At 68.1% G+C, this 26375-nt stretch carries 18 protein-coding genes; 10 read left to right on the top strand and 8 right to left on the bottom strand.

What is annotated here, in order from left to right:
* The first annotated feature begins 114 nt into the window (after nucleotides 1-114).
* The 4 genes from RCO28_RS32470 to RCO28_RS32485 all read left to right on the top strand — a co-directional run bounded on the left by RCO28_RS32470 (nucleotide 115) and on the right by RCO28_RS32485 (nucleotide 4078).
* Nucleotides 115-456, top strand: a complete 342-nt coding sequence (locus RCO28_RS32470; protein WP_308944905.1) for a hypothetical protein — start codon at nucleotides 115-117, stop codon at nucleotides 454-456.
* A 277-nt stretch (nucleotides 457-733) separates the two neighbouring features.
* Complete coding sequence (locus tag RCO28_RS32475; RefSeq protein WP_308944906.1) at nucleotides 734-1192, top strand: nucleoside deaminase; 459 nt, start codon at nucleotides 734-736, stop codon at nucleotides 1190-1192.
* Between the two features lie 364 nt (nucleotides 1193-1556).
* Nucleotides 1557-3185, top strand: a complete 1629-nt coding sequence (gene pruA / locus RCO28_RS32480) for an L-glutamate gamma-semialdehyde dehydrogenase (RefSeq protein ID WP_308944907.1) — start codon at nucleotides 1557-1559, stop codon at nucleotides 3183-3185.
* 449 nt (nucleotides 3186-3634) lie between these two features.
* Nucleotides 3635-4078: a subtilase-type protease inhibitor gene (locus RCO28_RS32485; protein ID WP_308944937.1), complete on the top strand. Its 444-nt coding sequence runs from the start codon at nucleotides 3635-3637 to the stop codon at nucleotides 4076-4078.
* A gap of 144 nt (nucleotides 4079-4222) precedes the next feature.
* Here RCO28_RS32485 and RCO28_RS32490 read toward each other — a convergent pair whose 3' ends face one another.
* Entirely contained in the window at nucleotides 4223-6655 is a 2433-nt protein-coding gene (locus tag RCO28_RS32490) for a SpoIIE family protein phosphatase (RefSeq protein WP_308944908.1), read from the bottom strand.
* 137 nt (nucleotides 6656-6792) lie between these two features.
* Between RCO28_RS32490 and polX the strand changes: the two genes are divergently transcribed.
* Complete coding sequence (gene polX, locus RCO28_RS32495; protein ID WP_308944909.1) at nucleotides 6793-8541, top strand: DNA polymerase/3'-5' exonuclease PolX; 1749 nt, start codon at nucleotides 6793-6795, stop codon at nucleotides 8539-8541.
* Here the strand turns inward: polX and RCO28_RS32500 are convergent.
* From RCO28_RS32500 to RCO28_RS32510, 3 genes are all read right to left on the bottom strand, one after another.
* Nucleotides 8477-10345 (bottom strand): toll/interleukin-1 receptor domain-containing protein, encoded by a 1869-nt coding sequence (locus tag RCO28_RS32500; RefSeq protein WP_308944910.1) that lies wholly within the window; start codon nucleotides 10343-10345, stop codon nucleotides 8477-8479. The two genes, polX and RCO28_RS32500, sit on opposite strands and share 65 nt — an antisense overlap.
* The gene (locus tag RCO28_RS32505; protein WP_308944941.1) at nucleotides 10239-10532 is read right to left on the bottom strand and encodes a hypothetical protein; all 294 of its coding nucleotides are present in this window, start codon (nucleotides 10530-10532) and stop codon (nucleotides 10239-10241) included. Before RCO28_RS32505 ends, RCO28_RS32500 begins: the two co-directional genes overlap by 107 nt.
* A gap of 62 nt (nucleotides 10533-10594) precedes the next feature.
* Complete coding sequence (locus tag RCO28_RS32510) at nucleotides 10595-10972, bottom strand: hypothetical protein (protein WP_308944911.1); 378 nt, start codon at nucleotides 10970-10972, stop codon at nucleotides 10595-10597.
* A 670-nt stretch (nucleotides 10973-11642) separates the two neighbouring features.
* Between RCO28_RS32510 and RCO28_RS32515 the strand changes: the two genes are divergently transcribed.
* The 3 genes from RCO28_RS32515 (at nucleotide 11643) to RCO28_RS32525 (ending at nucleotide 16453) form a co-directional block, all read left to right on the top strand.
* On the top strand, nucleotides 11643-12254 hold the full coding sequence (locus RCO28_RS32515; RefSeq protein WP_308944912.1) for a hypothetical protein: 612 nt from the start codon (nucleotides 11643-11645) through the stop codon (nucleotides 12252-12254).
* On the top strand, nucleotides 12251-15142 hold the full coding sequence (locus tag RCO28_RS32520) for a TIR domain-containing protein (protein WP_308944913.1): 2892 nt from the start codon (nucleotides 12251-12253) through the stop codon (nucleotides 15140-15142). Before RCO28_RS32515 ends, RCO28_RS32520 begins: the two co-directional genes overlap by 4 nt.
* A gap of 114 nt (nucleotides 15143-15256) precedes the next feature.
* Nucleotides 15257-16453 (top strand): serine hydrolase domain-containing protein, encoded by a 1197-nt coding sequence (locus tag RCO28_RS32525; protein WP_308944914.1) that lies wholly within the window; start codon nucleotides 15257-15259, stop codon nucleotides 16451-16453.
* A gap of 133 nt (nucleotides 16454-16586) precedes the next feature.
* On the opposite strand, the gene RCO28_RS32530 is transcribed toward RCO28_RS32525, so the two are convergent.
* The 3 genes from RCO28_RS32530 to RCO28_RS32540 all read right to left on the bottom strand — a co-directional run bounded on the left by RCO28_RS32530 (nucleotide 16587) and on the right by RCO28_RS32540 (nucleotide 21829).
* On the bottom strand, nucleotides 16587-17420 hold the full coding sequence (locus tag RCO28_RS32530; RefSeq protein WP_308944915.1) for a PIG-L family deacetylase: 834 nt from the start codon (nucleotides 17418-17420) through the stop codon (nucleotides 16587-16589).
* Nucleotides 17421-18773: 1353 nt separating this feature from the next.
* On the bottom strand, nucleotides 18774-20363 hold the full coding sequence (locus RCO28_RS32535; protein ID WP_308944916.1) for an amino acid permease: 1590 nt from the start codon (nucleotides 20361-20363) through the stop codon (nucleotides 18774-18776).
* Entirely contained in the window at nucleotides 20360-21829 is a 1470-nt protein-coding gene (locus RCO28_RS32540; protein ID WP_308944917.1) for an aldehyde dehydrogenase family protein, read from the bottom strand. The genes RCO28_RS32535 and RCO28_RS32540 overlap by 4 nt, the downstream gene beginning before the upstream one ends.
* 613 nt (nucleotides 21830-22442) lie before the next feature.
* Between RCO28_RS32540 and RCO28_RS32545 the strand changes: the two genes are divergently transcribed.
* A complete protein-coding gene (locus RCO28_RS32545) occupies nucleotides 22443-23825 on the top strand; it encodes a tannase/feruloyl esterase family alpha/beta hydrolase (RefSeq protein WP_308944918.1) in 1383 nt (460 codons plus the stop codon).
* 118 nt (nucleotides 23826-23943) lie between these two features.
* On the opposite strand, the gene RCO28_RS32550 is transcribed toward RCO28_RS32545, so the two are convergent.
* Nucleotides 23944-24621, bottom strand: a complete 678-nt coding sequence (locus tag RCO28_RS32550) for a TetR family transcriptional regulator (RefSeq protein ID WP_308944919.1) — start codon at nucleotides 24619-24621, stop codon at nucleotides 23944-23946.
* A 164-nt stretch (nucleotides 24622-24785) separates the two neighbouring features.
* Here RCO28_RS32550 and RCO28_RS32555 point away from each other — a divergent pair, with 164 nt between their 5' ends.
* A complete protein-coding gene (locus RCO28_RS32555) occupies nucleotides 24786-26366 on the top strand; it encodes an acyl-CoA carboxylase subunit beta (protein WP_308944920.1) in 1581 nt (526 codons plus the stop codon).
* Nucleotides 26367-26375: the final 9 nt, after the last annotated feature.

The raw sequence follows: 26375 nt of genomic DNA on the forward strand, positions 1-26375 counted from the left end.
TGACTTCGATGCGGCAGACGCGGTCGGGCACAGTTTTGGATATCGGTTGCCGCAGATGCAGGACTGTATGTACCGCGTCGCGATCTACTGGTTGAACCTGAAGAAAGGCTGACTGTGTCCGACCTGACTCAACTCATGTCGCAGGTCTCGACGGGTGGGGTGAGCGGCGGTGCCATGGACATCCCGGTGGAGGTCCGGCGCTTCATCGAGAAGCTGGCCTTCGCAGATCCTGAGGAGATCTGGCAGTCGCTGCAGGAATCGCTGGCTGAAGACTGGGTGGCACTCCCGGTCTGGGCGCGGAACCTGGCTTTCCGCCTGTTGTGCCTGCAGCGGCCTGACGATGCTGAAATCCTCGGGCAAGCCGGTTCGGATCTCCTGAGCTTTGGTCCGGACTGGGACGACTTCGCCGAGGAACTGCTGGCTCGATCGCAGGAACTCAAGAAGGAGGAGTCCTGAGCGTTTCGAGGCGAAGTGGGGACCGGCAACGAGGGTCGTGGTGCGGCCGCACAGGGCGCCGGTGATCGGCTCCTTGTGCGTCGCTGTCCCAGCAATGCGGCCGAGTCGGCTCCTCGTGACGGCCGCAGCGAAGCCCCACCCGGATGAGCCACCTCTTGCTTGCGGCTTCAGACGGGATGCTGTTCTACTTCCCTGAACCCTGCGACGGGACGGGGAACACATCTCTGATGCGCACCGATTCACCAGATCCAACGAGCGGTTTCCCCGGGAGACAACAGTGTCTGAATTTGACGAACTGATGAAACACGCGATCAAGCAGGCGCGCCTGGGTGGTGCCGAGGGTGGGATTCCGATCGGTGCCGCACTCGTTTCGGGCGACGAGTTGCTGGCCGCGGGACGCAATCGTCGCGTCCAGCAGGCGAGTCCGACCCTGCATGCCGAAATCGACTGCCTGGAAAGGGCCGGGCGGCAGCCAGCCTCTGTTTATCGGCAAGCGACCCTCTTCACCACGCTGTCGCCGTGTTTCCTCTGCACGGGAGCGGTACTGCTCTACGGGATTCCTCGCGTCGTCATCGGCGAGAATCGCACGTTCTCGACGAGTGAAGACTTGTTGCGCAGCCATGGCGTGGAGGTCGTCGTCCTCGATCTCGACGAGTGTGCCGAGCTGATGCAGGAATTCATCGCTGCCCGGCCTCAGCTGTGGCACGAGGACATCGGGAACGACTATCAGGGCTGATTCCGCCGCCTGAACCGGGCGAGCTACCAGGGCGGCGGCCCGTTGCGTGTGCTGCGTGCGAGGGAACCGTGTCGCCGTCTCGAGCCGTAGCGCCGTAGCGCCGTAGCGCCGTAACGCCGTAACGCCGTACGCGGAGTGTCACCGCATGGCGAGTTCCTGTGAACGACACTGCGGTGGTGCGTCGCCGAGTTCGCCGAGGCGAGGGACGCCGGCCTCGACGAGCCACCGGCGCGGTAGGCCAGGGGCTGCCATGCTGGTCCTGACAGGTGCGGACGTCGAGCGGCGCACCGCTGCCGACGGCCTCCTCCCAGCCTTGGCCACCGCGAGACCGAGCTCTCGGACGCCCGTCCCAAGGAGGACCCTCATGGACGCCATCACTGCGGTACCGGAGCCCCACAACGAACCCATCAAGGGATACGCGCCCGGCTCGGCGGAGCGGGAGTCGCTGCAGCAGCGGATCGCGCAGCTGAAGTCCGAGCGCATCGATCTCACGCAGACCATCGGCGGCGTGCAGCGGCGCGGCGACGGCGAGCGGTTCGACGTGGTGCAGCCGCACGACCACCGTCACGTCCTCGGCACCGCCGCGCAGGCCACCTCCCAGGACGTGGCCGATGCCGTGCAGGCGGCCAAGGACGCCGCCCCCGACTGGGCCGCGATGTCCTTCGACGACCGTGCGGCGATCCTGCTCCGCACTGCCGAACTGCTCTCCGGGCCGTGGCGGAACACCATCAACGCCGCCACCATCCTGGGCCAGTCCAAGTCGGTGCAGCAGGCCGAGATCGACGCCGCCTGCGAACTCATCGACTTCCTGCGGTTCAACGTGCACTACGCGCGGCAGATCATCGCCGAGCAGCCGCGCTCGGCCCCCGGCGAGTGGAACCGCATGGACTACCGGCCCCTGGACGGCTTCGTCACCGCGATCACACCGTTCAACTTCACCGCCATCGCGGGCAACTTGCCCACCGCCCCCGCGCTGATGGGCAACACGGTGGTGTGGAAGCCGACGCCCTCGCAGCAGTTCGCCGCACACTTCACGATGCGGCTGCTCGAAGCCGCCGGGCTGCCCGCCGGCGTGATCAACCTCGTCACCGGCGACGGCCGGGCCGTCAGTGAGGTGGCGCTCGCCGACCCGGGCTTCGCCGGCCTGCACTTCACCGGCTCCACCGCCACGTTCAAGAAGCTGTGGCGCACCATCGGCGACAACCTCGACCGCTACGGCAGCTACCCGCGCATCGTCGGCGAGACCGGCGGCAAGGACTTCATCGTCGTACACCCCTCGGCCCACCCGGCCCCGCTGGCCACCGCGTTCGCGCGCGGAGCCTTCGAGTACCAGGGCCAGAAGTGCTCGGCGGCGTCCCGCGCGTACGTGCCGAGATCCCTCTGGGACGGCGGCCTGCGAGACGAGCTCGCCGACCTGACCCGCTCCATCCGGTACGGCGACGTCAGCGACTTCTCCTTCTTCGGCGGCGCCGTCATCGACGCCCGCGCCTTCGCCAAGCACAAGACGGCCCTGGACCGCGCGGCGCGCACCGGCTCCATCGAGGTGCTCGCCGGCGGCGGCTGCGACGACTCGACCGGCTACTTCGTCGAGCCCACCGTCCTTGTCTGCGACGACCCGGCCGACGAGGTCTTCACCACCGAGTACTTCGGGCCGATCATCTCCGTGCACGTCTACGAGGACGCCAAGTACGCCGAGATCCTCGACGTGGTCGACTCCTCCAGCCCGTACGCGCTGACCGGCGCGGTGTTCGCCACGGACCGCGCCGCGATCGACCAGGCGCACCGGGCGCTGCGCGGCGCGGCCGGCAACTTCTACGTCAACGACAAGCCCACCGGCTCGATCGTGTCCCGCCAGCCCTTCGGCGGCAGCCGGTCCTCCGGCACCAACGACAAGGCCGGGTCGCTGATGAACATCCAGCGCTGGACCAGCCCGCGGGCCATCAAGGAGACCTGGAACGCCCCCGTCGGCATCGACTACCCGCACATGGGCTGAGCCCTGAGCAACGCGCCACCGCTCAGCGGATGCTGATGGCCTCGACGGCCTGCTCGACACGTTGTTCGTCAGAGCCCGATTCAGTCCTCACCGAGCGCAGGAGCACTTTCCGGTCGTTGACGGTGACAGCTGGTTGACGCGGTTGAGACGTGAACCTCTGTCTCCCCAGGTCAGGCTGTCGTTATGCGTTGAACCACCGGGTGGCACCCGCATGTTGGGGGCGCGGTCAGCGCCTTGCCCTCCGTGCTGGCCAGCGAAGTTTGCCGCTTGCTCACCGTTGACCGAACAGAGCCGTCCGGTAGTCGACGCCCAAGTGGCGCTCACTCTCCGCACGGGCAAGACTCCTCACCGCGACGAACGAACACCCGCGTCGTCCGTACGAGAACTCCGCGGGAACCCCGCGGAGTTCAAGGAGAGAGGGAACCCTCATGCGTCATGCACTCGGAACGATGGCCGCAGCTGCCACCGCCGCCGCTTGTCTGTTGACCGCGACGGCCGGAACGGCTGTGGCGCAGGATCGTTCTGACCGCCCCTCAGTACCGGCCGGGGAAGAGGGGCTCTACGCACCGACGGATCTCGTCTTGGCCGTGGGCCGGGGTGCCGACGCCACGACGATCGCAGTGGAGCGCTCAGCCACCCTCACCTGCTCCCCGCGGCCCTCCGGCACCCACCCCGACGCCCAAGCAGCCTGTGCCGAACTGAAGGCTGTCGACGGCCGGTTCAGCGACCTGGCGCGCCCGACCACGAACGCCATGTGCACCAAGCAGTGGGCGCCCGTCACGGTCTTCGCGACGGGGGTGTGGGAAGGCAGACGGGTCGGTTGGTCGGCCACGTTCGCCAACGGCTGCACACTGCACGCGGTTCTCGCGAAGAGCGCGGCCCTGGCGTTCTGACGCAACGGTCCCAACTCCGGCGGGCGTTCGGCTGTCCGAACGCCCGCCGCAGCATCGAAAGCCATCCGGGTACGTCATGCCCTTCCTCTCAGCCGACCCGGAACTGTCCGCCTGCGGAAATCGCTCGCCCGTCTGCGGCCCGCATCACATCGCAGGAAGGGCCTGCTCGGTCCAAATGGTCTTGCCGGAGCGGGTGTAGCGGGTTCCCCACCTCTGGACGAGTTGCGCGACGATGAACAGGCCGCGCCCGCCCTCGTCCTCCTCGCCGCTGTGGCGCAGGTGCGGTGAGGTGTGGCCCCTGTCCGCGACCTCGCACAGGAGGGTGCGGTCACGGATGAGGCGTACCTGGATCGGCCCTTCCGCGTACCTGACCGCGTTGGTCACCAGCTCGCTGACGACGAGCTCGGTCGCGAAGGACAGCTCTTCGAGGCCCCAGTGGTGCAGCTGTCGAGTGGCCAGGTCCCGGGCGCGGCCCGCGGCGACACGTTCCGCGGGCAGCTCCCATTCAGTGACCTGCGAACTGTCGAGTTCGCGGGTACGGACGAGCAGCAGGGCGGTGTCGTCGGCGGCCCCGCCGCCGGGCAGCAGTTCCGCCACGGCCCGGTCGCACAGTGCTTCGAGCGACGCGTTCCGGTCGCTGAGTACCTGTCCCAGGATTTCGAGCCCGTGGTCGATGTCGCGGTCGCGGGCCTCGACCAGGCCGTCGGTGAAGAGAGCGAGGAGGCTGCCCACCGGCAGCTCGATCTCCAGCGACTCGAACGGCAGGCCGCCGATTCCCAGGGGCGGCCCCGCCGGCAGCAGCGGGAAGGACAGCCGGCCGTCCGGGTCGACGACCGCCGGCGGCAGGTGCCCGGCCCTGGCCATGACGCAGCGCCTGGAGACCGGGTCGTAGACCGCGTACAGACAGGTAGCCCCGGTGGTCACATCGGCGTAGGTGCCGTCGGACATGCCCTGCTCGCCCCGCTGCTCCTCCACCGACTGCGCCACCAGATCGTCGAGCCGGGACAACAGCTCGACGGGATCCAAGTCCATCTGGGCGAACGCCCGTACCGTCGTACGCAGCCGTCCCATGGTGGCGGCTGCCTGCAGACCGTGGCCGACGACGTCCCCGACCACGAGTCCTACCCGGGTTCCGGACAGCGGGATGACGTCGAACCAGTCACCGCCGACGCCGGTCATGTCGTCCGAGGGCAGGTAGCGGTAGGCCAGGTCGACCGCTGACTGCTCCGGCACGTGCTGCGGCAGCAACTGGCGTTGGAGGGCCAGGGACGCGGTGCGCTCGCGGGTGAAGCGGCGGGCGTTGTCGATGGACACTGCCGTACGGGCGGCCAACTCGTCGGCCAGCGCTACTTCGCCGCTGTCGAAGGTGGCTGAACCGGTGCCGCGCATGAACGTGACGAGTCCAAGGGTGCTGTTCCCGGCGCGCAGCGGCACGACCAGGGCCGTGCCGTCGAGCACGAGACCGCCCGAGGAGAGGCTGCGATACTGCGGCGAACCAGCCGGGTACTCCACGAGTGAATCGCTCACGGCGCTCACGGCGCTCACGGCGTTCACCGGGGGAGGGGGCGGAGGCTGCTGTCCCGGCCGCCCGGCGCGCGTCTCCTGGTCGGCTTCCTCGGACGGGCAGCGGGCAACCCGCACCAGGGACATCGCCGCCGAGCCGCCGGCGGTCGGCACCTCGCCTTCCAGAACGGCCCTCGCAAGGTCGACCGTGACCGTTTCGGCGAACTCCGGCACCGCCACCTCGGTGAGCTTCTCGGCGGTGACCGTCACATCGAGGGCGGTTCCGATACCGCGGCCTGCCTCGACGAGCAGGGCGAGCCGCTGTTGCGCCTTGTAGCGATCGGAGATGTCGAATGCGTCCTCGCACACTCCGATGACGTGCCCGTCGGCGTCCTGGAGCCGGTAGTAGGCGCAGGACCAGACGTGGTCCGTCTCCGGGTCGCTGGGCGGCCGTCCCTGGAAGTGCAGGTCCAGAAATGGCTCTCCGGTATCCAGTACGTGGTGCATGACCTCGTCGAGAGTGGGGGGATGCCCGGTGGTCACGAACTTTCCCTCGAAGTACAGCTGATCGGCCCGAAGGCCGCGGAACTCGGCGAACGGCCGTCCCATCTCGCGTTCGTACATCGCGTTGCACCAGGTCAGGCGCAGTTCGGTGTCGTAGATGGCCAGGCCGAGGGGTGACTGGGTGGCCAGTCCGTGCAGGAGCGCGAGGCGGGATTCCCACAGCCGGAGATCCTGCAGCTCCGTCGCGACGAGGACGCGCGCAGCGGTGCCGGTGCCCGGCAGGGGACACATGGCGATGGCGACGATCAGCTCACGCCCGTCCCGGTGCCGGGCGATACGGATCTCGTTTCCCTGGAAGGGGAGAGGGAGCACGGAGGGCGTCGGGCCGGGTGACAGGAACGTGGCCAGGGGCCGGCCGACGATGTCCTGCGGCTGGTAGGCGAGGAGCCGCTCCGCCGCGGGGCTCCAGCCGATGACCGTGTCCTGGGCGTCGACGACCAGCGTGGCGGCCCGGGTGACGTCGAGCGGACCACGAAAGTCAGCGCTTTGCTCCGCGTTCGGTACGGTCATGGCGCCAGATCAGCCCCGTTCATCCCCTACAGAATCAGCCGTCCCCGGGACCGGCACAACCGTGGTACGCCCAGGTGACGTGCCGGAGCGACGGCACCGCATGCATGAACGGGGCGTCGCCTGCCTACTCGGACGGCATGACTCGGTCCAACGACGAGGTCGCGGAGCTGCTCAGGGAGTACGCGGACCTGATCTCGATCACCGGCGGAGAGGCCTTCAAGGCGCGCGTCTACGAGAGGGCCGCCCGCTCGATCGGCGGCTACGACGCCGACGTGTCCACCCTCGACGCCAAGGGCCTGCGGGAGATCCCCAACGTCGGCAAGTCGATCGCCGAGAAGATCGTCGAGTACGTCCGCAGCGGCAGCGTGTCCGAGGTCGAGGCGCTGCGGGCGAAGATCCCCGCCGGCGTCCGGCGGCTGACCGCCATCCCCATGCTCGGCCCGAAGACGGCCTGCGTCCTGTACGAGGAGCTGGGCATCTCCTCCGTCGAGGAACTGGCCGACGCCATCCACAAGGAACGGCTGCGGGACCTGAAGGGGTTCGGCCCGAAGACGGAAGAGAACATCCTCCACGGCATCGAACTCCTCCAGTCCTCCGGAGAGCGGGTCCTGCTCGACATCGCCACGGACCTCGCCGACGACATCGTCACCGAGCTGTCCCAGGTGACCGGCTGTCGGCGCTGCACCCACGCGGGTTCGCTGCGCCGCTTCCGCGAGACGATCGGCGACATCGACGTGCTCGCCGCAGCCGGCACCTCCGCGCCGCTGATGCGGGCGTTCACCGAGCTGCCGTACGTCTCGGAGGTCATCGTGCACGGCAGGAAGAAGACGTCCATCCGTACCACCAGGGGCCTCTCCGCCGACCTGCGCGTCGTACCGCCGGACTCCTGGGGAGCGGCACTGCAGTACTTCACCGGCTCCAAGGCGCACAACATCCGCACCCGGGAACTGGCCGTCCACCAGAAGCTCAAGCTCTCCGAGTACGGACTGTTCGACGCCGAGACCGAGGAGAAGATCGCCTCCGAGACCGAGGAGGAGGTGTACGCGCGGCTCGGCCTGCCGTGGATCCCGCCCACTCTGCGCGAGGACCGCGGTGAGATCGAGGCCGGGCTGCACGACGAACTGCCCGACCTGGTCGAGGAGGAGGACATCCGCGGCGACCTGCACACGCACACCGACCTCACCGACGGTCTCGCCCCACTGGAGGAGATGGTCGCCGCGGCCGCGGAACGCGGCTACGCCTACTACGCGATCACCGATCACGGCCCGGACCTCTCCATGCAGCGGATGACGGACGAGCGGATGCTGGCTCAGCGCGCACGCGTACGGGAACTCGACGGAACCTACGGCGGCAAGGGCGGCACGGGCATGCGGCTGCTGCACGGCGTGGAGCTGAACATCGATACCCACGGCGAGGTGGACTGGCCGGAGGAGTTCCTGGCCGGGTTCGACGTGTGCGTGGCCTCGGTGCACTCGCACTTCAACCAGGGCCGTGAGGCGCTGACCAGGCGGATCGTACGGGCCTGCGAGAACCCGTACGTCAACGTCATCGGCCACCCCACCACCCGCATCATCGGCAAGCGGCCGCCCGTCGACGCCGACCTCGACGAGATCTTCGCCGCGTGTGCGCGCACCGGCACCGCCCTTGAGATCAACGGCCATCCGGCCCGGCTCGATCTGCGCGACGAGGACATCCTGCGGGCCCGGCGGCACGGAGTGAAGTTCGCCGTCGACAGCGACGCTCATTCCGTCCTCCACCTGGCCAACATCCGCTACGGCGTGGGGATGGCGCAGCGCGGCTGGCTCACCAGGGACGACGTGATCAACACCTGGCCGCGGACCCGCCTGCTGGGCTTCCTGCGCAAGGGAAGAACCGGTCGGAAGTGAGCGAGGGTTCACCCCCTGCGGCCAGCAGGCGGCTGTCCGGGCCGAATGCGGGCGGAAAGGTGCCCTCGGTCGGCAGCGTCGTGGACGCGGAGGTCCGCTCGTTCCCCGACACAGCCCACAGCCGCAGGGCGGTGTCGCTGCTGAGACCGAAGGCGTTGTCGACGCCGAACGCAGCCATGGTGTGCCCGTCCGGGCTGAAGGAGAGGCCGCCCACCGTCGTCGCGCGGCCGCTCAGCCGAACTCCGGAGCGAGGGCGTAGGGGGTCGGACACGTCCCAGAGGGAGACCGTGCCGTCGCTGTCCCCAGTCGCCAGAGTGGTCGCGTCAGGAGACAACGCTACGGAATGGATACCGAAGCGGCTCAGCGCGGACAGCTTCGGTCTTGCGGCCGGACGGGCGGGGTCGGCCACATCCCACAGCCGCACCTGGCTGTCGTTACCGGCGACAGCGAGCAGGCGCCCGTTCCGGCTGAAGACCGCACGCTGCGGCGCTGCGGAGCTATCGACCTGAGGTGGTGAGACGACTGTGGCGACCGGGCGCGGCCGGGCGGAGCCCGACACGGTCGACAACCGCAGGCGTCCCAGGTGTCCGCCCTTCTTGCTTCTTTCCTCCGAGACCACCAGATCGCCCCTCGGGCTCACTGCCACCGGATGGTCGGGCAGGGAAGCGAGGGACCTCGGACGTGCGGGGTCCGAGACGTCGAGGGCCGCACCGGCCTTCCCGGTCATGACGAACAGTCGACCTCTGGAGGTGAGAGCGAGGACAAGAACCTCCTTGCGGCCGGCCACAGCTGAAACAGCCCCAAGGTTCCTGGGGTTGTCGCGGTCCGTCACATCCAGCATCCGCACGCTGCCTGCGGCGTCGCCGAGCGCCAGGAGCCGGCCGTCGGGACTGAACGCGACTGCGGTCAACCGGCGTTCGGCGGACTCCGTGAACACCGGCTGTGTCCCGCGGGCGGGGGCGAGGAGCCGGATGCCGCTGTCATCGGCCACGGCCAGCAGCCCTCGGCTGCTGTACAAGGCCGCACGCACCGGACCGCGTCCGTGGATCACCCGGGGCATCGCCTGGCTCTCGACAAGCGCGCCCACCGCCTCGGCCGTCGGAGCGAGCCGGTACGCCTGAACCATCAACTGGCGGCGACGGCGCTCATGGTCGCCGATCAACTCGTCCTTGGACTTGCCGGTCAAAGGCGCCACGAACTCCGCGACGCATTCGACCAAGCGCGGGTCGGCTGCACTGGCTTGCTCCGGACCACGCAGCCAACGCAGGTCGACCCAGCGGGGTTCCGCGTCGAACGCCTGGTCCCTCTCCTCCTGCGGCAGGGCATCTGTCCGAGGCCAGTCGAACGCTGACCTGGCGGAATCCCATACCAGTGTGCCGTCGGTCCAGCCGATGAGCAGCGTCTCGGCCGACCGGTGGGTGAGCCACCAGCGGATCTCCTGCCGTACCCACGGGGACGCGGCTGCCTGCGGGCTCGCCATCACCACGAGCCACCGCGAGCGGGACAGCCCCTCCTCGATCTCCTGCCACAGGTGGGGACTTGCCGCGAGGTTGGTCTCGTCCCGGAACGGCTTGAGGCTTCGTGGCCGGTACCAGGGGCGGTCGAAGCTCTGCAACGCGCTCTGGAAGGCCTTCGCGATGTCTTTGTCCCAGACGTGGCTGTACGAGATGAACGCCCGTAGCCGCCTTCTGGGACAGTCACCGCGCGACCGGACCGTTGCCGGCCGCAGGCATCGTGCTCCCCTCGGGTCTGCCGTCGGAGGCTCGGGGGGCGGGGACGTATCGGACGAGGGGCTCTGGTTCACGGACCCCGGCGAGGCGGGCGAAGCCGATCGCGTAGTCGTGGATGGCGTGCTGCACCCGCTGGAGTTCGGCCCGGCAGGCGGCGTTGTCCGGCCAGTCGGATTCCGGGCTGTCGGGGTGCGCCCGTTCGAACTCCCGTAGACGTGGGTGCCATTGGGACAGGAACGGCCTCAACTCCCGGTTCAGCATGGTGATAGCGAGGTACTCGACCGTCTGCCCGCCCGGGACCGGGGCGGAGGGGCGGGCGGCCTTCAGCGTCTCCCGCGCGTGGCGAACAGCCCGTACAACGAGGTGAGTGCCTCCCGGAGAACGCCCACATCGCCGACGAGCGGCTGCGTCGAGACCCGGGTCACGGTCTCGACGAACATGCGCCAGGCGACCTGGCGGGAGTCGTTGTTGACGGCGAAGGTGAGCTCGCTCAACTGCGGGATCGTGACCTTCACCTCGGTGAGCTGGGCGAGCCGCCGGTACCACTGCACCGCGAGGACCGTCACAGCGCCTACGACACCGCCCGTGACGACGAACAGGATGCGGCTCGTCACCTGCGTCAGGCTGAAGACTCCCAGCCCCGCGAGCGAGCCGACGGCCGTTGCCGCGACGAGCCGAGCGATCATGCTGCCGCTGCTCATCCAACGACGTTCCTGCCCGGCGCCAGCGCCAGGACGGCCTAAGGGTCCACTCATCCGCCCGTTCGCCCCCATCGTTCGCACGCGTCACCAGTCCGGTGGAGAAGAAAATAGCGCCACAGCAACGATCGGAGTAGACGGCCCCGAGGCTCGGACGATCATCGATCGCCTGCACCACGATGTCCGAGCGAATGGGACGACAGGGCAGGCGACTTCGACTGGCAGAAGACCACCTGCGGGACGACGCCAACCCCGAAAGCATCGGACGGCAGTCTGCTGATACAGGGCTTCAGCACCGAGACCGACCGGGGTGTCCTGGACGCGGGCACCGGCGACCAGCTCGACGTCTGGACCACGGCCCGGACCGCAAGGTCGTCCGCCGCACGGTCGGCGTGGAGGCGTGGCGAGACCTGCTGTGCGGCCTGCTCACACTGACCAGCCGTTACCGGACAACCTTAAGCGGCGACGAGCCTCCGGTGGCCGGATTCCAGGGAAGCCATCCCCATGACACATCCACCTGGGTAGACTCCCGCGTTGCTGTCCAGCCGATCGGCCTTTCGGGCACAGGGGGAATTACATGCCTGCCAGAACTTCCCAGGGTTTACGTCGACAGCTTTCAGGTAGGAAACGCGGCGCGGTAAAGGCTCGGATCGCGATGTCAGCCTTGGCTCTGATGATCGTGTTTGTCAGCGGGTGCACGGACGGCACAGACGACACGGACGGTAAGGGCAGGTCGAGCAGCTCGGCGAAGGAAACTCCCTCACCCGTCTCTTTTCCTTCCAGCCCGCCGGATTCCGCTAAGTGTCCGGGAAAAGTGCTCGATCACCGGGACATCAAGCACCCGAACCTCGGACCAGTCCGAGTATTTCTGGTCCGCCGGTCCGGTTCCCAGATGCCCAGCGGCTGCATCGCGGCGGTCACAGGTAGAGGTCATGTGCTGGAACCGATCGGCGTGGACGTCTACGAGAACGAACTGCGCTTCGCCGACCCTGCCTCCGATACCACCAGGAATACCTTCGTGCTCTACAACCCGGGGCGCTATGACGGAGTGCTGGTTCTCGTGCCCGACAAGGACGGGTTCGAGGACGTCGACTGGGCAGGCCCGGAGGAGCACTACTCCGGTGGGAGGCTTGCCTATTACTATGCGCGGCTCTCCGGCCCCGGCGAAGACGGCCGGTACGCGATCGTCAAATCCGAGAACTCCTGCGACCCCACTTGCGCCGAGGGCACAACTTCGAACGTCACGCTGCACTGGAACGGCCACGCGTACGTGCCGGCCGCATGAAACGGCTGCGCTTTCCCGCTCGGTTTCAGCGTCGACCCCGTGTGCGGAAACATATTCAGCTACGGAGGATCGGCCCGGCATTCTCCTGGTTGCGGTCACTCAAAGCCCGCCGTAGGCGGCCAGGGCGGATACGGACAGAACTCGGCTATGGCGTCTTTCTCTCCTACAGCGGAGATCGCGACCGGCGATGGCTGCCGCACCTGCAGCGGGCCATCGAAAAGCAGTCCCGCCCCTGGTACAAGCCGCCGCGGATCAGGGCGTTCCTCGATGCCAGTGGAGTATCGATCGGACCGCAGCTCTGGGGAAAGATCGAATCCGGTCTCGCCCGCTCCGAGTGGCTCGTCGTCATGGCATCACCCGAGTCGAGAGATTCGTCATGGGTAGACCGGGAGATCGAGTGGTGGCTGAAACACCGGTCGGTCGACACCATCCTGCTCGTCGTGACCGCCGGACAACTCGTGTGGGACGAGCAGCGGGGTGATTGGGATGCGGAACTCTCGACGGCGCTCCCTGCCCGCTTGTCCGGACGATTCGAGCAGCAGCCGGTCTGGAAATCCGTACAAGACCTGCGTCCCGACAGCAGCGGCGATACGGGACCGGATGTCGATGGAATCGCGCTCGGAATCGCGTCCGTCGTGCGCGGCCTTTCCGAGGACGACCTGAAATCGGAAGGCATGCGAGACACCCGGCGCAACCTGCGAACAGCCAGGATCATCGCGGGCGTGCTGGCGCTGTTCCTGCTCATCACGAGCACCGTGTCGGTGATCGCCCTGGTCCAACGCGCCGAGGCCACCCGCCAGCGTGACCACGCCGTCGCGCAGCAGTTGATCGGCCAGAGTTCCTTCCTTGCGACCCGCGACCCGTTCGGCGCCCGACTGAAAGCATTGGCCGCATGGCGGATCGACCCGACTCCGGAATCCCGCCTCGCCGTTCTCAACGCCGCCGTCAACCCCGCGAGCGGACTGCTCGCACATTCCTGGCCCACGAAATCGGTGGCTTACAGCCCGGACGGCAGGACCATTGCTTCCGGAGGCGGCGACGGCATCGTGCGGCTCTGGAATGCGTCCACGCAGCAGAAGATCGGTGACCCGTTCATCGGGCACAACCGAGCCATCACATCCGTAGCCTTCGCACCGGACGGCAAGACTCTGGCCAGCACGAGTCTCGACGGCACTGTCCGACTCTGGAACGTCGCCGACCGCACTCAGATCGGTGACGTACTCAACCCCCGCGCCGGAATGGTCTATTCGGCCGCTTTCAGCCCTGACGGCAGGACGCTCGTGACCGGTGGCGAAGGCGAATCGGGCGGAGCCGTGCGGCTGTGGGACGTGACGGCACATCGTCAGATCGGCAAGCCACCCGAAGGCCGCACACTGGCCGTCAACTCGGTGGCCTTCAGCCCGGACGGCAGAACCTTCGCCACCGGAGGCAGCGCCGGCCTGCAGCTCTGGGACGCCAACTCCCGTACGCCCCTTGGTAAAAGACTGGGGACCGGGGGCTACGGCATCGGGTCGGTCTCCTTCAGCAAAGACGGACGGACCGTCGCGGCAGGCGACGCCGACGGCGGCGTCCGACTCTGGAACACCGCCACCCGAGAAGCGCTCGGGAAGCCGTTGACCGCCGCCACCGGCGCCGGCTCGGTCGAAGCGGTGGCGTTCAGCCCCGACCGTACGATGCTCGCCGCCGCGTACCAAGACGGCAGCGTGCAGCTCTGGAACCTCTCGCGGCACCGTCGGATGGGAGCAGCCTTCACCGGCCATACGAGCACGGTCTGGGCCGTGGCTTTCAGCCCGGACGGGTCGACTCTGGCAACTGCGAGCAACGACACCACAGTTCGGCTGTGGGACGTCCGCACACAACGGCAGGTCGGACCGGCCTTCGACACCCCGAGCATCAGCGCGACAGCACTCAGCCCCGATGGCCGGACCCTGGCTGTCGCTGAATCCAACCAAGCTGTGCGCTTCTGGAACGTTGCCGCACGCCGCCAGATCGGCGAGCCGCTGATCTACGGTGACCCGGGATTCAGCTCCCCGATCTCCTTCAGCCCCGACAGCACTGTGCTTGCGACGGCGCCCCGACACGGAGCAGGAACCAGTGTGCAACTCCGGGACGTCAGAACCCGCCGCCAAGTCGGCAGGTCAATGCACGAACAAACCGGCTACGGCGGCAACATACTGGCCATTTCCTTCACTCGTGACGGCAGGATCCTCGCCACTGCCGGCGAGGACTCCGTGCGCCTATGGAACGTGGAAACACAGCGTCAGATCGGCAAGGCCCTCGACACCCGATCGACCATCCTCGCCTTCAGCCCTGACAGCCGCACTCTCGCCACCACCGCCGAGGGCAACACCGTGATGCTGTGGGATGTCGCCACGCATCGCCGTACAGGCGGGACCCGGCCCGGCCACACCGCGCAGATCAACGCTGTGACCTTCAGCCCCGACGGCACGATGTTCGCCACCGCGAGCCGCGACAACACCGTCCGGCTCTGGAACGCGGGTACGCGGAAACAGATCGGGGAACCGCTCACCGGCCATCGCAGCGGCGTGAACTCCTTGGCGTTCAGCCCCGACGGGGCGACGCTGGTCACCGCCGGCATGGACCGGACGGTCAGGCTCTGGGACGTCGCCACCCGGCGCCCGATCGGCGAACCGCTCGAGGGGCACAGCGACACCGTCACCGGCGTGGCCTTCGGCGCTGACGGCAGGACGATCGCCAGCTGGAGCAACGACAGGACCGTGCGGCTCTGGGATGTCGACGCGTCGGTGGATCCGGTGCACTCGCTGTGCGCGTGGGCAAGCGGAGCCTTCACCGCCGACCAGTGGCGCGCTTACGTACCCCCGGGCCCCGCCTACCGGCCCCTGTGTCCGGAGGCCGGACCAAATTGACCGTGGCGCCGAACGAGTGGACTTCTTGACGGGGACGGGCGGTCGGGCCTGCTTCGCGGGCCCAGGCGGTGATGTTCGTGACGTCCGCCCCCCTGTCTGGAAGAGGCGCCCCGAATGAGACCTTCCACCTCCCGCCGCACCCTCTGCGCAGCCCTGCTCGTCGCGTCCCTGTGGGCGCCGACCGCTGCCCATCCCGCCGTGGCCGAACAGCGGCCGATCGCCGCCCACCCCGATAAGGGCGACTGCCCGAACAGCCTGGGACGGGGACTCACGTCCCGCCTCGACAAGGCCATGAACGACGTCGGACGGAAGGCGGACATCCCCGGGGCCGTCGTCGGTCTGTGGATGCCGGGCAAGGGCTGCTACGTCCGGTCCATGGGCGTCGCCGACACCCGGACCGGTGAGCCGATGTCCGCCGACTCGTTCGTCCGGATCGGCAGCGAGACCAAGACGTTCACCGTCACCGCGCTGCTCCAGCTCGTGGACGAAGGCCGGGTCAAGCTGGACGATCCGATCTCCAAGTACGTGAAGGGCGTGCCCAAGGGCAAGCGCATCACGCTGCGCCAGCTCGCGGGGATGCGCAGCGGTCTGTTCCCCTACACCGAGGACGCCGACTTTGTACGCGACCTGCTGAGCGACCCGCAGCGCACCTTCACCCCGCGCCAGTCCCTCGCGTACGGCTTCAAGCACCGCAACACCTTCGCCCCGGGCAAGAAGTTCCAGTACTCCAACACCAACCTCGTCCTGCTGGGCCTGGTCATCGAAAAGGTGACCGGCCGCCCGCTCGCCGACGTCATCCACCACCGCGTGCTGCACCCGGCGCACCTGCGCAACACCCTGTTCCCGCAGGGCAACGAATTCCCCCACCCGCACCCGCGCGGCTACACCAACCAGACCCTGAGCGGTGAGGTCGCCGACGCGACGGACTGGAACCCCAGTTGGGCCTGGGCGGCGGGGGCGATGATCTCGAACCTGCACGATCTGCGGCTCTGGGCCAAGTCCGTCGCCACCGGGCAACTGCTCAGCCCCAAGACCCAGAAGCAGCGGCTCAAGACACTGCCCACCGGCTTCCCCGGTACCACGTACGGTCTCGGCATCCTCAAGACCAACGGCTGGATCGGCCACAACGGCTCCATCCCGGGCTACGAGACCGTGACGGTCTACCTGCCCTCGAAGAAGGCCACCCTGGTGATCATGATGAACACCGACATCACGAGCGAAGGCCAGGAGCCGTCCACCCTGCTCGCCCGAGCGATCACAGCGGTCGCCACCCCGAAGAACGTCTACGACGGTTCGGCCACCGCGCCCTAAGCAGAAGCAGAAGCAGAAGCAGAAGCAGCAGCAGGTGAGGCACCTACGAAAATTCGTAGGTGCCTCACCTGCTTCCTGCTGTTTCAGAGAGTCGCGGTCGTGGGCTTCCCGGGCCCCGGCCGGGCGGGCCGGATCAGCGCAGTCCGGCGAAGAGGTCGTTCTCGGGTACGGGCGCGCCGGTGGCGTCCTTGACGCGTACGAAGGTCTCCATGCCCATCAATTCGCCGAACCTCTCCTTGCCCATCTTGAGGAAGAAGATGTTCTCGCCCTGACTGGCGTGCGCGGCCAGCGCGTCGAATTTCTGACCGCTGAACGCGGTGGTGTCCACCCACGTGGTGATCTCGTCGTCGGGGAGTCCTATCTCGGCCATCGCGGCGGCCTCGGCGGGATCCGGCTCGGGCATGTCCGGGTGGAACTCGCGCATGATCTCCCCGAACCGCTGCATCCCCGAGCGGGGCATCGTCGTCCAGTACACCTTCGGTGTCAGCGTGGTCATCTCCAGTGCCGCCATCGTGATGCGGTGGGCCTGGATGTGGTCGGGGTGGCCGTAGAAGCCGTTCTCGTCGTAGGTGACGACCACATCGGGCTGGTAGTGCCGCATGAGTTCCGCGAGTCGGGCGGCGCCCTGCTCCACGGGGGTCTGCCAGAAGGAGTCGGGGGCGTCGTTGCTCGGCCAGCCGATCATCCCGGAGTCGGCATAGTCCAGCACCTCCAGATCGCTGACCTTCAGGACGCCGCAGCTCGCCTCGAGTTCTTGACGGCGCATCAAGGCGACGGCCGCCGGATCGTGTTGAGGATCGCCCGGCTTGACACCTCCCGGTCCGTCACCGCATCCGCCGTCGGTACAGGTCACGAGAACCGTGCGGATCCCTTCTGCCGCGTACCGGGCGAGGACTCCGCCGGTTCCGGTGGCCTCGTCATCGGGGTGGGCGTGTACTGCCATGAGGGTCAAGGGGCGGTCAGTCATGAAAAACAGTCCTTCTGCAGAAAAATACGTGTAGGTCGGAGTGTGCGGCCCGTCCGAGGCGCCGGTCCTCGGGTCATGCAACCGCACAGGCAGGACCGGCTGTTCCCGGAACGGCCAACCGTGCGTTCGAGCGTGAGGGATCCCCTCTAGTGACGAAGGAGCGCTTGATGGGTGGCAACACCGCATCCGCCGACTCCTGGACGTGACGGACCACAGCCTGCTGACGGTGCTCTCGCCCCTGCTCGCCGCCGCGGTCTTCTACGTCGTACCGCAGTTGCCCATCGGCTCGTAGGCGGGGCTCGGCACGGCGGACGACGCGGAGTCTCGAGCCGCCCGCGCGCCGCCGACCTGCGTCGTACCGGCGGTTCCAGCGTCACGACCTCCTCGTCGTGACGACGACCGGAAGCGGCTGGGGCGATCCCGCGGCCGTGGACAGCTTCGAGTACCTTCGCAGGGCTGATCCCGATCTCGACGCTGCGTTGCCGCCCAGGACCGGCCGAAAAGAGCGGCGTGTCGTGCCGTCGACGGCAAGCGCACGGAGGCCGGCGGCCTCGATCTTCGCGGCAGCCGTGGAGGGTGCCGGACAGCCAGGGGCCCCGGAGCCGCGGCTGGGCCCGACATCATCAAAGTGCGGCCCGCGAGCTCATCCGGTGATCTGCATTCCGAAGTTGGTGCGAGCGATGACCTACTTCAGAACCTCGTCGGTGCCCTCGTAGATCTCCCCGATCTTGCTGTTGCGGTAGATCGCCTCGACCAGCCCCCGTGTGCGTCGGCGCTGAGCTCCCGAGCGAAGCCGAGCACGCCGAACGCCTGGACGGCATCGCACGCCATGCCGACCGCCGGCCGGCTTCCGGCTCGGGGAACACCTCGCCTGCGTCGAGGCGCAACGCCTTCTGGTCGGGCTCGCCGACTCGCACTCCGGGCAGGGAGGTGTCGACGATGAACAGCGAGAGCATGCCAGGATCGATGGCGACGGCGGTCGCCCTGACCGGGGGAGCCAAGCCGTTCCCGCCGCCCTCGGATGCGTAGGGCACGCCGAAGAGACCGGCGTTGACGAGGGGGTCGAACACCTCCCGTGGAGCGAGTTGTTCTCGGCGATCGCGTAGCGGCGGCCACCAGCGGCGAGTGCGGTCGATTCACGCTCGAAGTGTTCGCCCACGGCGGCGAGACCTGCCTCGACGGCATGCGGCGTGCCGGGTTCACGGCGACCGTCCTGGCGCACGCGTCACCCCTTGCGGCTGTGGTGGCGGTCCGGCAGGCGGGGGGGCGTCACCGGGAGGCGTCACCGGGACGCGTCCATGGCCGAGTAGGTGCCATCCACCTACGGGGGAGCGTCCCCGCGTTGCCGACTCCTCAGGGGAGGTTGCCGGGAGTCGGTGGGGTCGGTGGGGTCGGCGCCTCGAAGCGGTGCTCGGCGAGGACGCCTGTCTTGTGCCGCTGCACGAACCAGTAGTAGGCGAAGCCGCCGAGCGCGACGATGCCGATGAAGAGGAACGCGCCCCACCGCAGATACCAGTGCTGCGGTCCGGTCGCGTTGTACACCTCGGCGCGCGGCCAGGCCAGGTTGATGGACATGGCCGTACCCCAGAGGACGGCCAGGATGTTGATGGGCAGACCGAACTTGCCGAGCGAGAACTTCCCCTGGGCGGGCTGCCATTGGCCGCGCAACCGCTTGAGCAGCATGGGCACGGTGACCATCAGGTAGGCCACGTAGATCATGATGATCGCGATGCTGGTGATGACCGAGAAGATCTGCGGCTGGTTGATGTTGATCACCAGGATGACGACACCGACCACACCGATCAGCACAGCGGGGATCACGGGCGTCTGGAAGCGCGGGCTGACCTTGGCGAGCACCGAGCCCGCGGGCAGGTTGTTGTCCCGGGCCATCGCGAACATCAGCCGGATTCCGGCGGCTTGGACCGCCAGGACGCAGACCGTGATGGCGACGACGACGCACCACAGGAAGATCTCGCCGATCGTCGAACCGAGGGTCTCCAGGACCACGTACTGCAGTCCGCCCGAGGACAACTCCTCGGCCCCCAGGTCCGGTACGGCCAGCAGAGCGAAGAGCAGGATCAGGCCGCCGATGAGGAACGACGCGATGAGGGCGCGCAGGATCGCCCGGGGCGCGTTGCGGCTCGGGTCGTGGGACTCCTCCCCGAGGGACGACGCCGTGTCGAAGCCGTACATCACGTAGGCGGAGGCCAGCGAGGCGGTGAGGAACGCTCCCAAGTACCCGAGGTTCTGGCCGCTGCCCAGTCCGTACGTCTCCGTCAGTGCGGTGCTGGGGCCGCGGGTGATGTGGGCCGCGAGGAAGACGATCAGCGCGACGGCGGCGATGAGTTCGATGAAGACGCCCGCCGAGTTGATCCGGGCCATGAGCTGCACACCGAAGGCGTTGACGAGGGTGGAGAAGAGGATGAGTACGGTGCCGAGCAGGACGGCGTTGGCCGCCGCGTCGTTCTTGCCGGTGCCGTCACCGACGAACTGGAACCAGTCGGAGATCTGCGGCAACGTGATCTGGTAGGCGAGCGCCACGGCGGACAGGGTCACCATGGTGGCCGTCATCATCATCCAGCCGCCGAGCCAGCCCACATGAGGGCCGCCCAAGGTCTTGGCCCAGTTGTAGATGGACCCCGCGACCGGATAGCGGGCGGCCAGCTCGCAGAAGCAGAGGGCCACCATGAACTGGCCCACAAAGACCATCGGCCACGACCACCAGTACGCGGGACCGCCGAAGGTGACGCCGAAGTAGAACAGCTGGAAGGTGCCGGTCAGGATCGAGATGTAGCTGATCCCGGCGGCGAAGGTGTGGAAGTTGCCCAGGGTCCGCTTGAGTTCCGGGCGGTAGCCGAGCTCGCCGAGCGCGTCGTCGTCGTGCTCGCCCTGGCTCTTGCCGGGCACGGCCGGGCCGGGGCGGGAACCGGAGTCCGTACTCATTCGAACCACCTCTGCGGAGTCGGGGACAGATTGCGCCAGACGTGCTTGGCCTCCTGGTACTCGGCCAGGCCCGCCGGGCCCAGCTCGCGACCGAAGCCCGACTGCTTCATTCCGCCCCATTCCGCCTGCGGCACGTACGGATGGAAGTCGTTGATCCATACGGTTCCCGCGCGCAACCGGTTCGCCACCCGCTGGGCCTTTCCGGTGTCCTGCGACCAGACGGCGCCCGCGAGGCCGTAGACCGTGCCGTTGGCGAGCGTCAGCGCCTCCTCCTCGTCCCGGAACCGCTCGACGGTGAGCACCGGGCCGAAGGACTCGTCGGCGACCACCGACATGTGGGGCGTGCACTCGTCCAGGACCGTCGGCAGGTAGTAGTAGCCGTCCCGCAGTGCCGGATCGTCGGGGCGGGCGCCGCCGCAGCGCAGCACCGCACCCTCGGCGAGGCCGGCCGCCACGTACGCCTCGACCTTGTCCCGGTGCGCGGCGGAGATCAGCGGGCCGGTCCGGGCGTGCTCGTCGAAGGGGCCGCCGAGCGGGATCCGCAGGGCCCGCTCGACCAGCGCGTCGACGAACGCGTCATGCAGTTCGTCCTGGACGAGGAGCCGCGCCCCGGCCGAGCAGACCTGCCCCGAGTGCAGGAAGATCGCCATCAGGGCGTAGTCGACGGCCGCTTCGAAGTCGGCGTCGGCGAAGACGATGTTGGGGTTCTTGCCGCCCAGTTCCAGGGCGACCTTCTTCACCGTCGGCGCCGCGGCGGCCATGATGCGGCGTCCGGTGACCAGCCCGCCGGTGAACGACACCAGGTCGACCCGGCGGTCCTCGCTGAGCGGTGCGCCCGCGGTGGGGCCCGCGCCGAGGATCAGGTTGGCGGCCCCGGCCGGCAGCCCCGCCTCGGTGAGCAGCCGCATCAGGATGATCGCGGTGTGCGGGGTCAGCTCGCTGGGCTTCAGGACGAACGTGTTGCCCGCGCCGATCGCCGGGGCGACCTTCCAGGCGGTCTGCAGCAGCGGGTAGTTCCACGGGGTGATCAGCGAGCACACCCCGACCGGCTCGTGCACCACCCGGCTGTCCACCTCCGGGCTGCCGGCGTCGACGATCCGGTCGCTGCCGCCCGCCGCCGTCAGGTTGCCGAAGTAGCGGAAGCAGTTGGCGATGTCGTCCATGTCGTACTCGCTCTCCACGAGCCGTTTCCCGGTGTCCAGGGATTCGGCGCGGGCGAGCGCAGCCTTGTCGCGTTCCAGCAGGTCGGCGACGCGCAGCAGCAGGCGGCCGCGTTCGGCGGCCGGGGTGTCGGGCCAGGGGCCGTGGTCGAACGCCTCGCGTGCGGCGGCGATCGCCGCGGCGGCGTCCTTCGGTCCGGCCTCGTCGACGGTCGCGACGAGCGTGTTGTCGGCGGGGCAGCGGATCTCCCGCACCTGCCCGTCCACAGCAGCGGTCCACTTACCGCCGATGAACAGCTCCGGCATGACGTTCCTCCGAGGTTCGGATACGCGGAGTCGATCCGACCGCATCGGCCGGATCGACTCCGTGCACACCCGTCGGCGGAACGTGCTCCCTCACCAGACGATAGGGAGAGTGGGCCTCCTGCGCATCACGGAAGCCGCGCGCTGCCGCCGCTCAGGGGGTGTCTCTCCGATCTTCGGGAGTCCGCGAGGTTTCCCCGGCCTCCGGCCGGGAGGCACCTCCACTGGCGCATGCCGCATCACCCAGTACGTCACGTACGAGGTGATCCGAGAGCACTCCGATGCCTGGCGCCGGCCGCCGGTCACGTGACGCGGTGTATTCGTCTCCCACTCTTGCCGGACGAAATGTATGGGGCTCCGCCATGGTGTGGCGCCGACCTGCCCGTCCACGATGTCCGTCATGGGCATGAGGGGCACCCAGCTCAACTAACAACTACCGCCACCTCGAGGCCTATTGGGCGGTCCCGTTGCCTGAGGAGGTGCACGTCGCCTGAACCGAGGCCGCCGTCCTGAACCGCGGCCGCCGTCCTGAGCCGAGAGGTCCGTAGCGTCCCGGATCAGTCGACACCGTCCGTACCGCCGATCGTTCCTCACCGACCCACCAGGGGAGAAGCCCATGCGTCTGAGAGCAGGCGTCACCGTGCTGGCCAGTGTCCTGCTGCTGGCCGCGAGTTCTGTGAGTTCCGCCAGTTCCGCTCCCGCCGGGCAGCCGGTGAGCCACTCACGTACCTGCGAAGGCCAGCGAGATGTCCGGGTGCCGGGGGCACAGCACCAGACCTCGGCGTGTCTGCCCGATCTGACCACGTCCGCGCTCACCGGCACCCGCTACACCGACCGGTCGGACTGGATATCGCTGCAGGCCAAGGACACGAAGAACCCCTCCGGCGTGCCGGGCGTCCAGGTGGACGGCTACTTTCCCGACACCTCGCGCCTGAACGCCACGCACGGCTGGAACCACGACTCCCAGTTCGTGATCCGGCTGCCCGAGAACTGGAACGGCGGCCTGATCGTCACCGGTGCCCCGGGGGTGCGGAAGCAGTACTCCCTCGACTCCCTCATCTCCGACTGGGTCCTCGCCCAGGGCTACGCGTTCGCCGCCACCGACAAGGGCAACAGCGGGCCGGACTTCTACACCGACGGGACCCGGCCCGGCGACGCGATCGTGGAGTGGAACCGGCGCACCACGCAGCTCACCAGGGCCGCGAAGTCGGTGGTCGCGCAGGCCTACGGCAAGGCCCCGCGCCGCACCTACATGACCGGCATCTCCAACGGCGGCTACCTGACCCGCTGGCAGTTGGAGAACCACCCCGAGCTGTACGACGGCGGAGTGGACTGGGAGGGCACCCTGTGGACCGCCCGGGGTGCCAACATTCTGCGCCAACTGCCCACCGCCGTGGCCCGGCAGGAGGGTCAGGCCACGGATGACGACATGTACCGCGTGGGCTACGCGCGCGGCAGCGAGTTCCTGTGGCCCTACCACGAGAAGGCCTACTGGGGCTTCACGCAGAAGACGTACCGAGCCGAACTCGACCCCGGCTACGACCGTGCCTGCCCGGGACCCTCGGCCGGCACGACGCCCGAGGAGATCCTGGCGCCCTGCGCTTCGGACGCCGCGTACGACTACGCGGACCGGCCGGCGTCCGTGCACCGGGCCGTGGAGCGGATCGCGCTGACGGGCCGGATCGGCAGGCCGATGCTCACCCTGCACGGAGACCTGGACGCACTGCTCCCGATCGCCACCGACTCCGACGTGTACACGGACATGGTCGCCGAACAGAACCGGGACCGGTTGCACCGCTACTACACGGTCGAGGACGGCACCCACGTGGACAGCCTCTACGACACACACCCGGAACGGCTGCGGCCCATGCTGCCCTGCTACCGGAGCGCCCTCGGCGCACTCACCGCCTGGGTCGAACACGGCGAGGCTCCGCCCGCCGACGGCACCGTCGAACGCCCCGCCACCGGCGATGTGGTGAACACCTGCTCCCTGGACTGACCGCTGCTCGCTGCTTGCTGACCGCTGCTTGCTGACCGCTGACCGCTGACCGGTGGCCGACGATGGGTGCGGATCCTCAACGGAGACGAGTTCTGCACCCCCGCCGGAGTGGGCCCTTCTATCCGTCCTCGACGAGGCGCCGTAGCGTGGGAAGCAGCGCGTCGAGGTCTTGTCCCGTTCTGAACGCCACGACGGTGGAGCCTTGTTGGTCTTCGGCCGAGGGGGCGTCGGGTGTGGGGAACAGTCTGAGCACCTCACGCATCGCCTCGTCGACTTCTGCGACAGGGTCGGCGGAGTCCCCCCTGAGCCAACGGCGCAGCACGTGGTTGTGGGCGGCGGCGACGGACGCCGCCATGAGTTCGGCCCTCAGGGATGCCGCCTCCGTGGGGTCGCCCATCCAGTCCGCGATGAACTCACGGAACAGCCGCTGGTAGCGCGCCACACTGGCGATTTCCCGGTCCCGGAGCGTGGCCACTTTGCTGGTCAGGGCGTACCGCCTGCGCGCGAGCTCGCCTTCGTCGATGTAGTGCAGCAGCACCAGTCGGACAGCGTCCGAAACGGCGACCAGGGCCGTGCTGTGACTTGAGGTCGCCAGGCGGTCCCTGATCAGTTCGAGCAGCCGATCGTGGTCAGGGAAGATCACCGCTTCCTTGGACCGGTAGTGCCGGAAGAACGTGGTACGCCCAAGCCCGGCCCGCTCGGCGATGTCATCAACGGTCGTCTGCTCGTAACCACGCTCGTCGAACAGGGCGAACGCCGCGTCCGCGAGCCTGATCGCTGCCGAAGGTCTGCTCATGGTCGGACATCCTTTCCCGCCCCGGTGGTCGAAGGCCACTTGCCATCATGAACGGTACTGAGTACCGTCTCAAGGGTATTCAGTACTGTGTCTGAGTGTTGCTTCGACCTGCCGACGCAGCGTCGCCGTGCCCCCTTCTGACAGGTCAACGGAGTGGAAAACCAGTGACTGCCATCGACATCCACACGACCGCAGGCAAGATCGCGGATCTGCAGCGCCGTATCGAGGAGGCGACGCACGCCGGTTCGGCGCGGGCGGTGGAGAAACAGCACGCCAAGGGCAAGTTGACGGCGCGTGAGCGGATCGAACTGCTTCTGGACGAGGGTTCGTTCGTGGAGCTGGACGAGTTCGCGCGGCACCGTTCGACCTCCTTCGGCCTGGACGCGAACAAGCCGTACGGCGACGGTGTGGTGACCGGTTACGGGACGGTGGACGGTCGTCCGGTGGCGGTGTTCTCGCAGGATTTCACGGTGTTCGGCGGGGCCCTCGGTGAGGTCTTCGGGCAGAAGATCATGAAGGTGATGGACTTCGCCCTGAAGACGGGCTGTCCGGTGGTCGGTATCAACGACTCCGGTGGTGCCCGTATCCAGGAGGGTGTGATGGCCCTGGGGATGTACGGGGAGATCTTCCGCCGCAACACGCATGCGTCGGGTGTGATTCCGCAGATCAGTCTGGTCGTGGGCCCGTGCGCGGGCGGTGCGGTCTACTCCCCGGCGATCACGGACTTCACGGTGATGGTCGACCAGACCAGCCACATGTTCATCACCGGCCCGGATGTGATCAAGACGGTCACGGGTGAGGATGTCGGCTTCGAGGAGCTGGGCGGGGCCCGTACGCACAACTCGGCTTCGGGCGTGGCGCATCACATGGCCGGGGACGAGAAGGACGCGATCGAGTACGTCAAGTCGCTGCTGTCGTATCTGCCGTCGAACAATCTCTCCGAGCCGCCGGCCTTCCCGGAGGAGGCGGATCTGGAGACGAGTGACGAGGACCGTGAGCTGGACACGCTGATCCCGGACAGCGCGAACCAGCCGTACGACATGCACACGGTGATCGAACATGTCCTGGACGATCAGGAGTTCTTCGAGACGCAGGCGCTGTTCGCGCCGAACATCGTGACCGGTTTCGGCCGGGTCGAGGGCCATCCGGTGGGTGTGGTGGCGAATCAGCCGATGCAGTTCGCGGGCTGTCTGGACATCGACGCCTCGGAGAAGGCGGCGCGTTTCGTGCGGACCTGCGATGCGTTCAATGTGCCGGTGCTGACGTTCGTGGATGTTCCCGGGTTCCTGCCGGGTGTCGAGCAGGAGCACACCGGGATCATCCGGCGCGGCGCGAAGCTGATCTACGCGTACGCGGAGGCGACGGTCCCGCTGATCACGATCATCACGCGCAAGGCGTTCGGCGGGGCGTACGACGTGATGGGCTCCAAGCACCTGGGCGCCGATCTGAATCTGGCCTGGCCGACCGCGCAGATCGCGGTGATGGGCGCGCAGGGCGCGGTGAACATCCTGCACCGCCGCACGATCGCCGCGGCGGACGAGTCGGAGCGCGAGGACGTCCGTACCCGGCTGATCCAGGAGTACGAGGACACGCTCCTGAATCCGTACACGGCGGCCGAGCGCGGCTACATCGACGCGGTCGTGATGCCGTCGGAGACCCGCCGCCAGGTCGTCCGCGGACTGCGCACCCTGCGCTCCAAGCGCGAGTCCCTGCCGCCGAAGAAGCACGGCAACATCCCCCTGTAGGCCTGTAGG

Source organism: Streptomyces sp. LHD-70, from assembly GCF_031157275.1.
GTDB lineage: Bacteria > Actinomycetota > Actinomycetes > Streptomycetales > Streptomycetaceae > Streptomyces.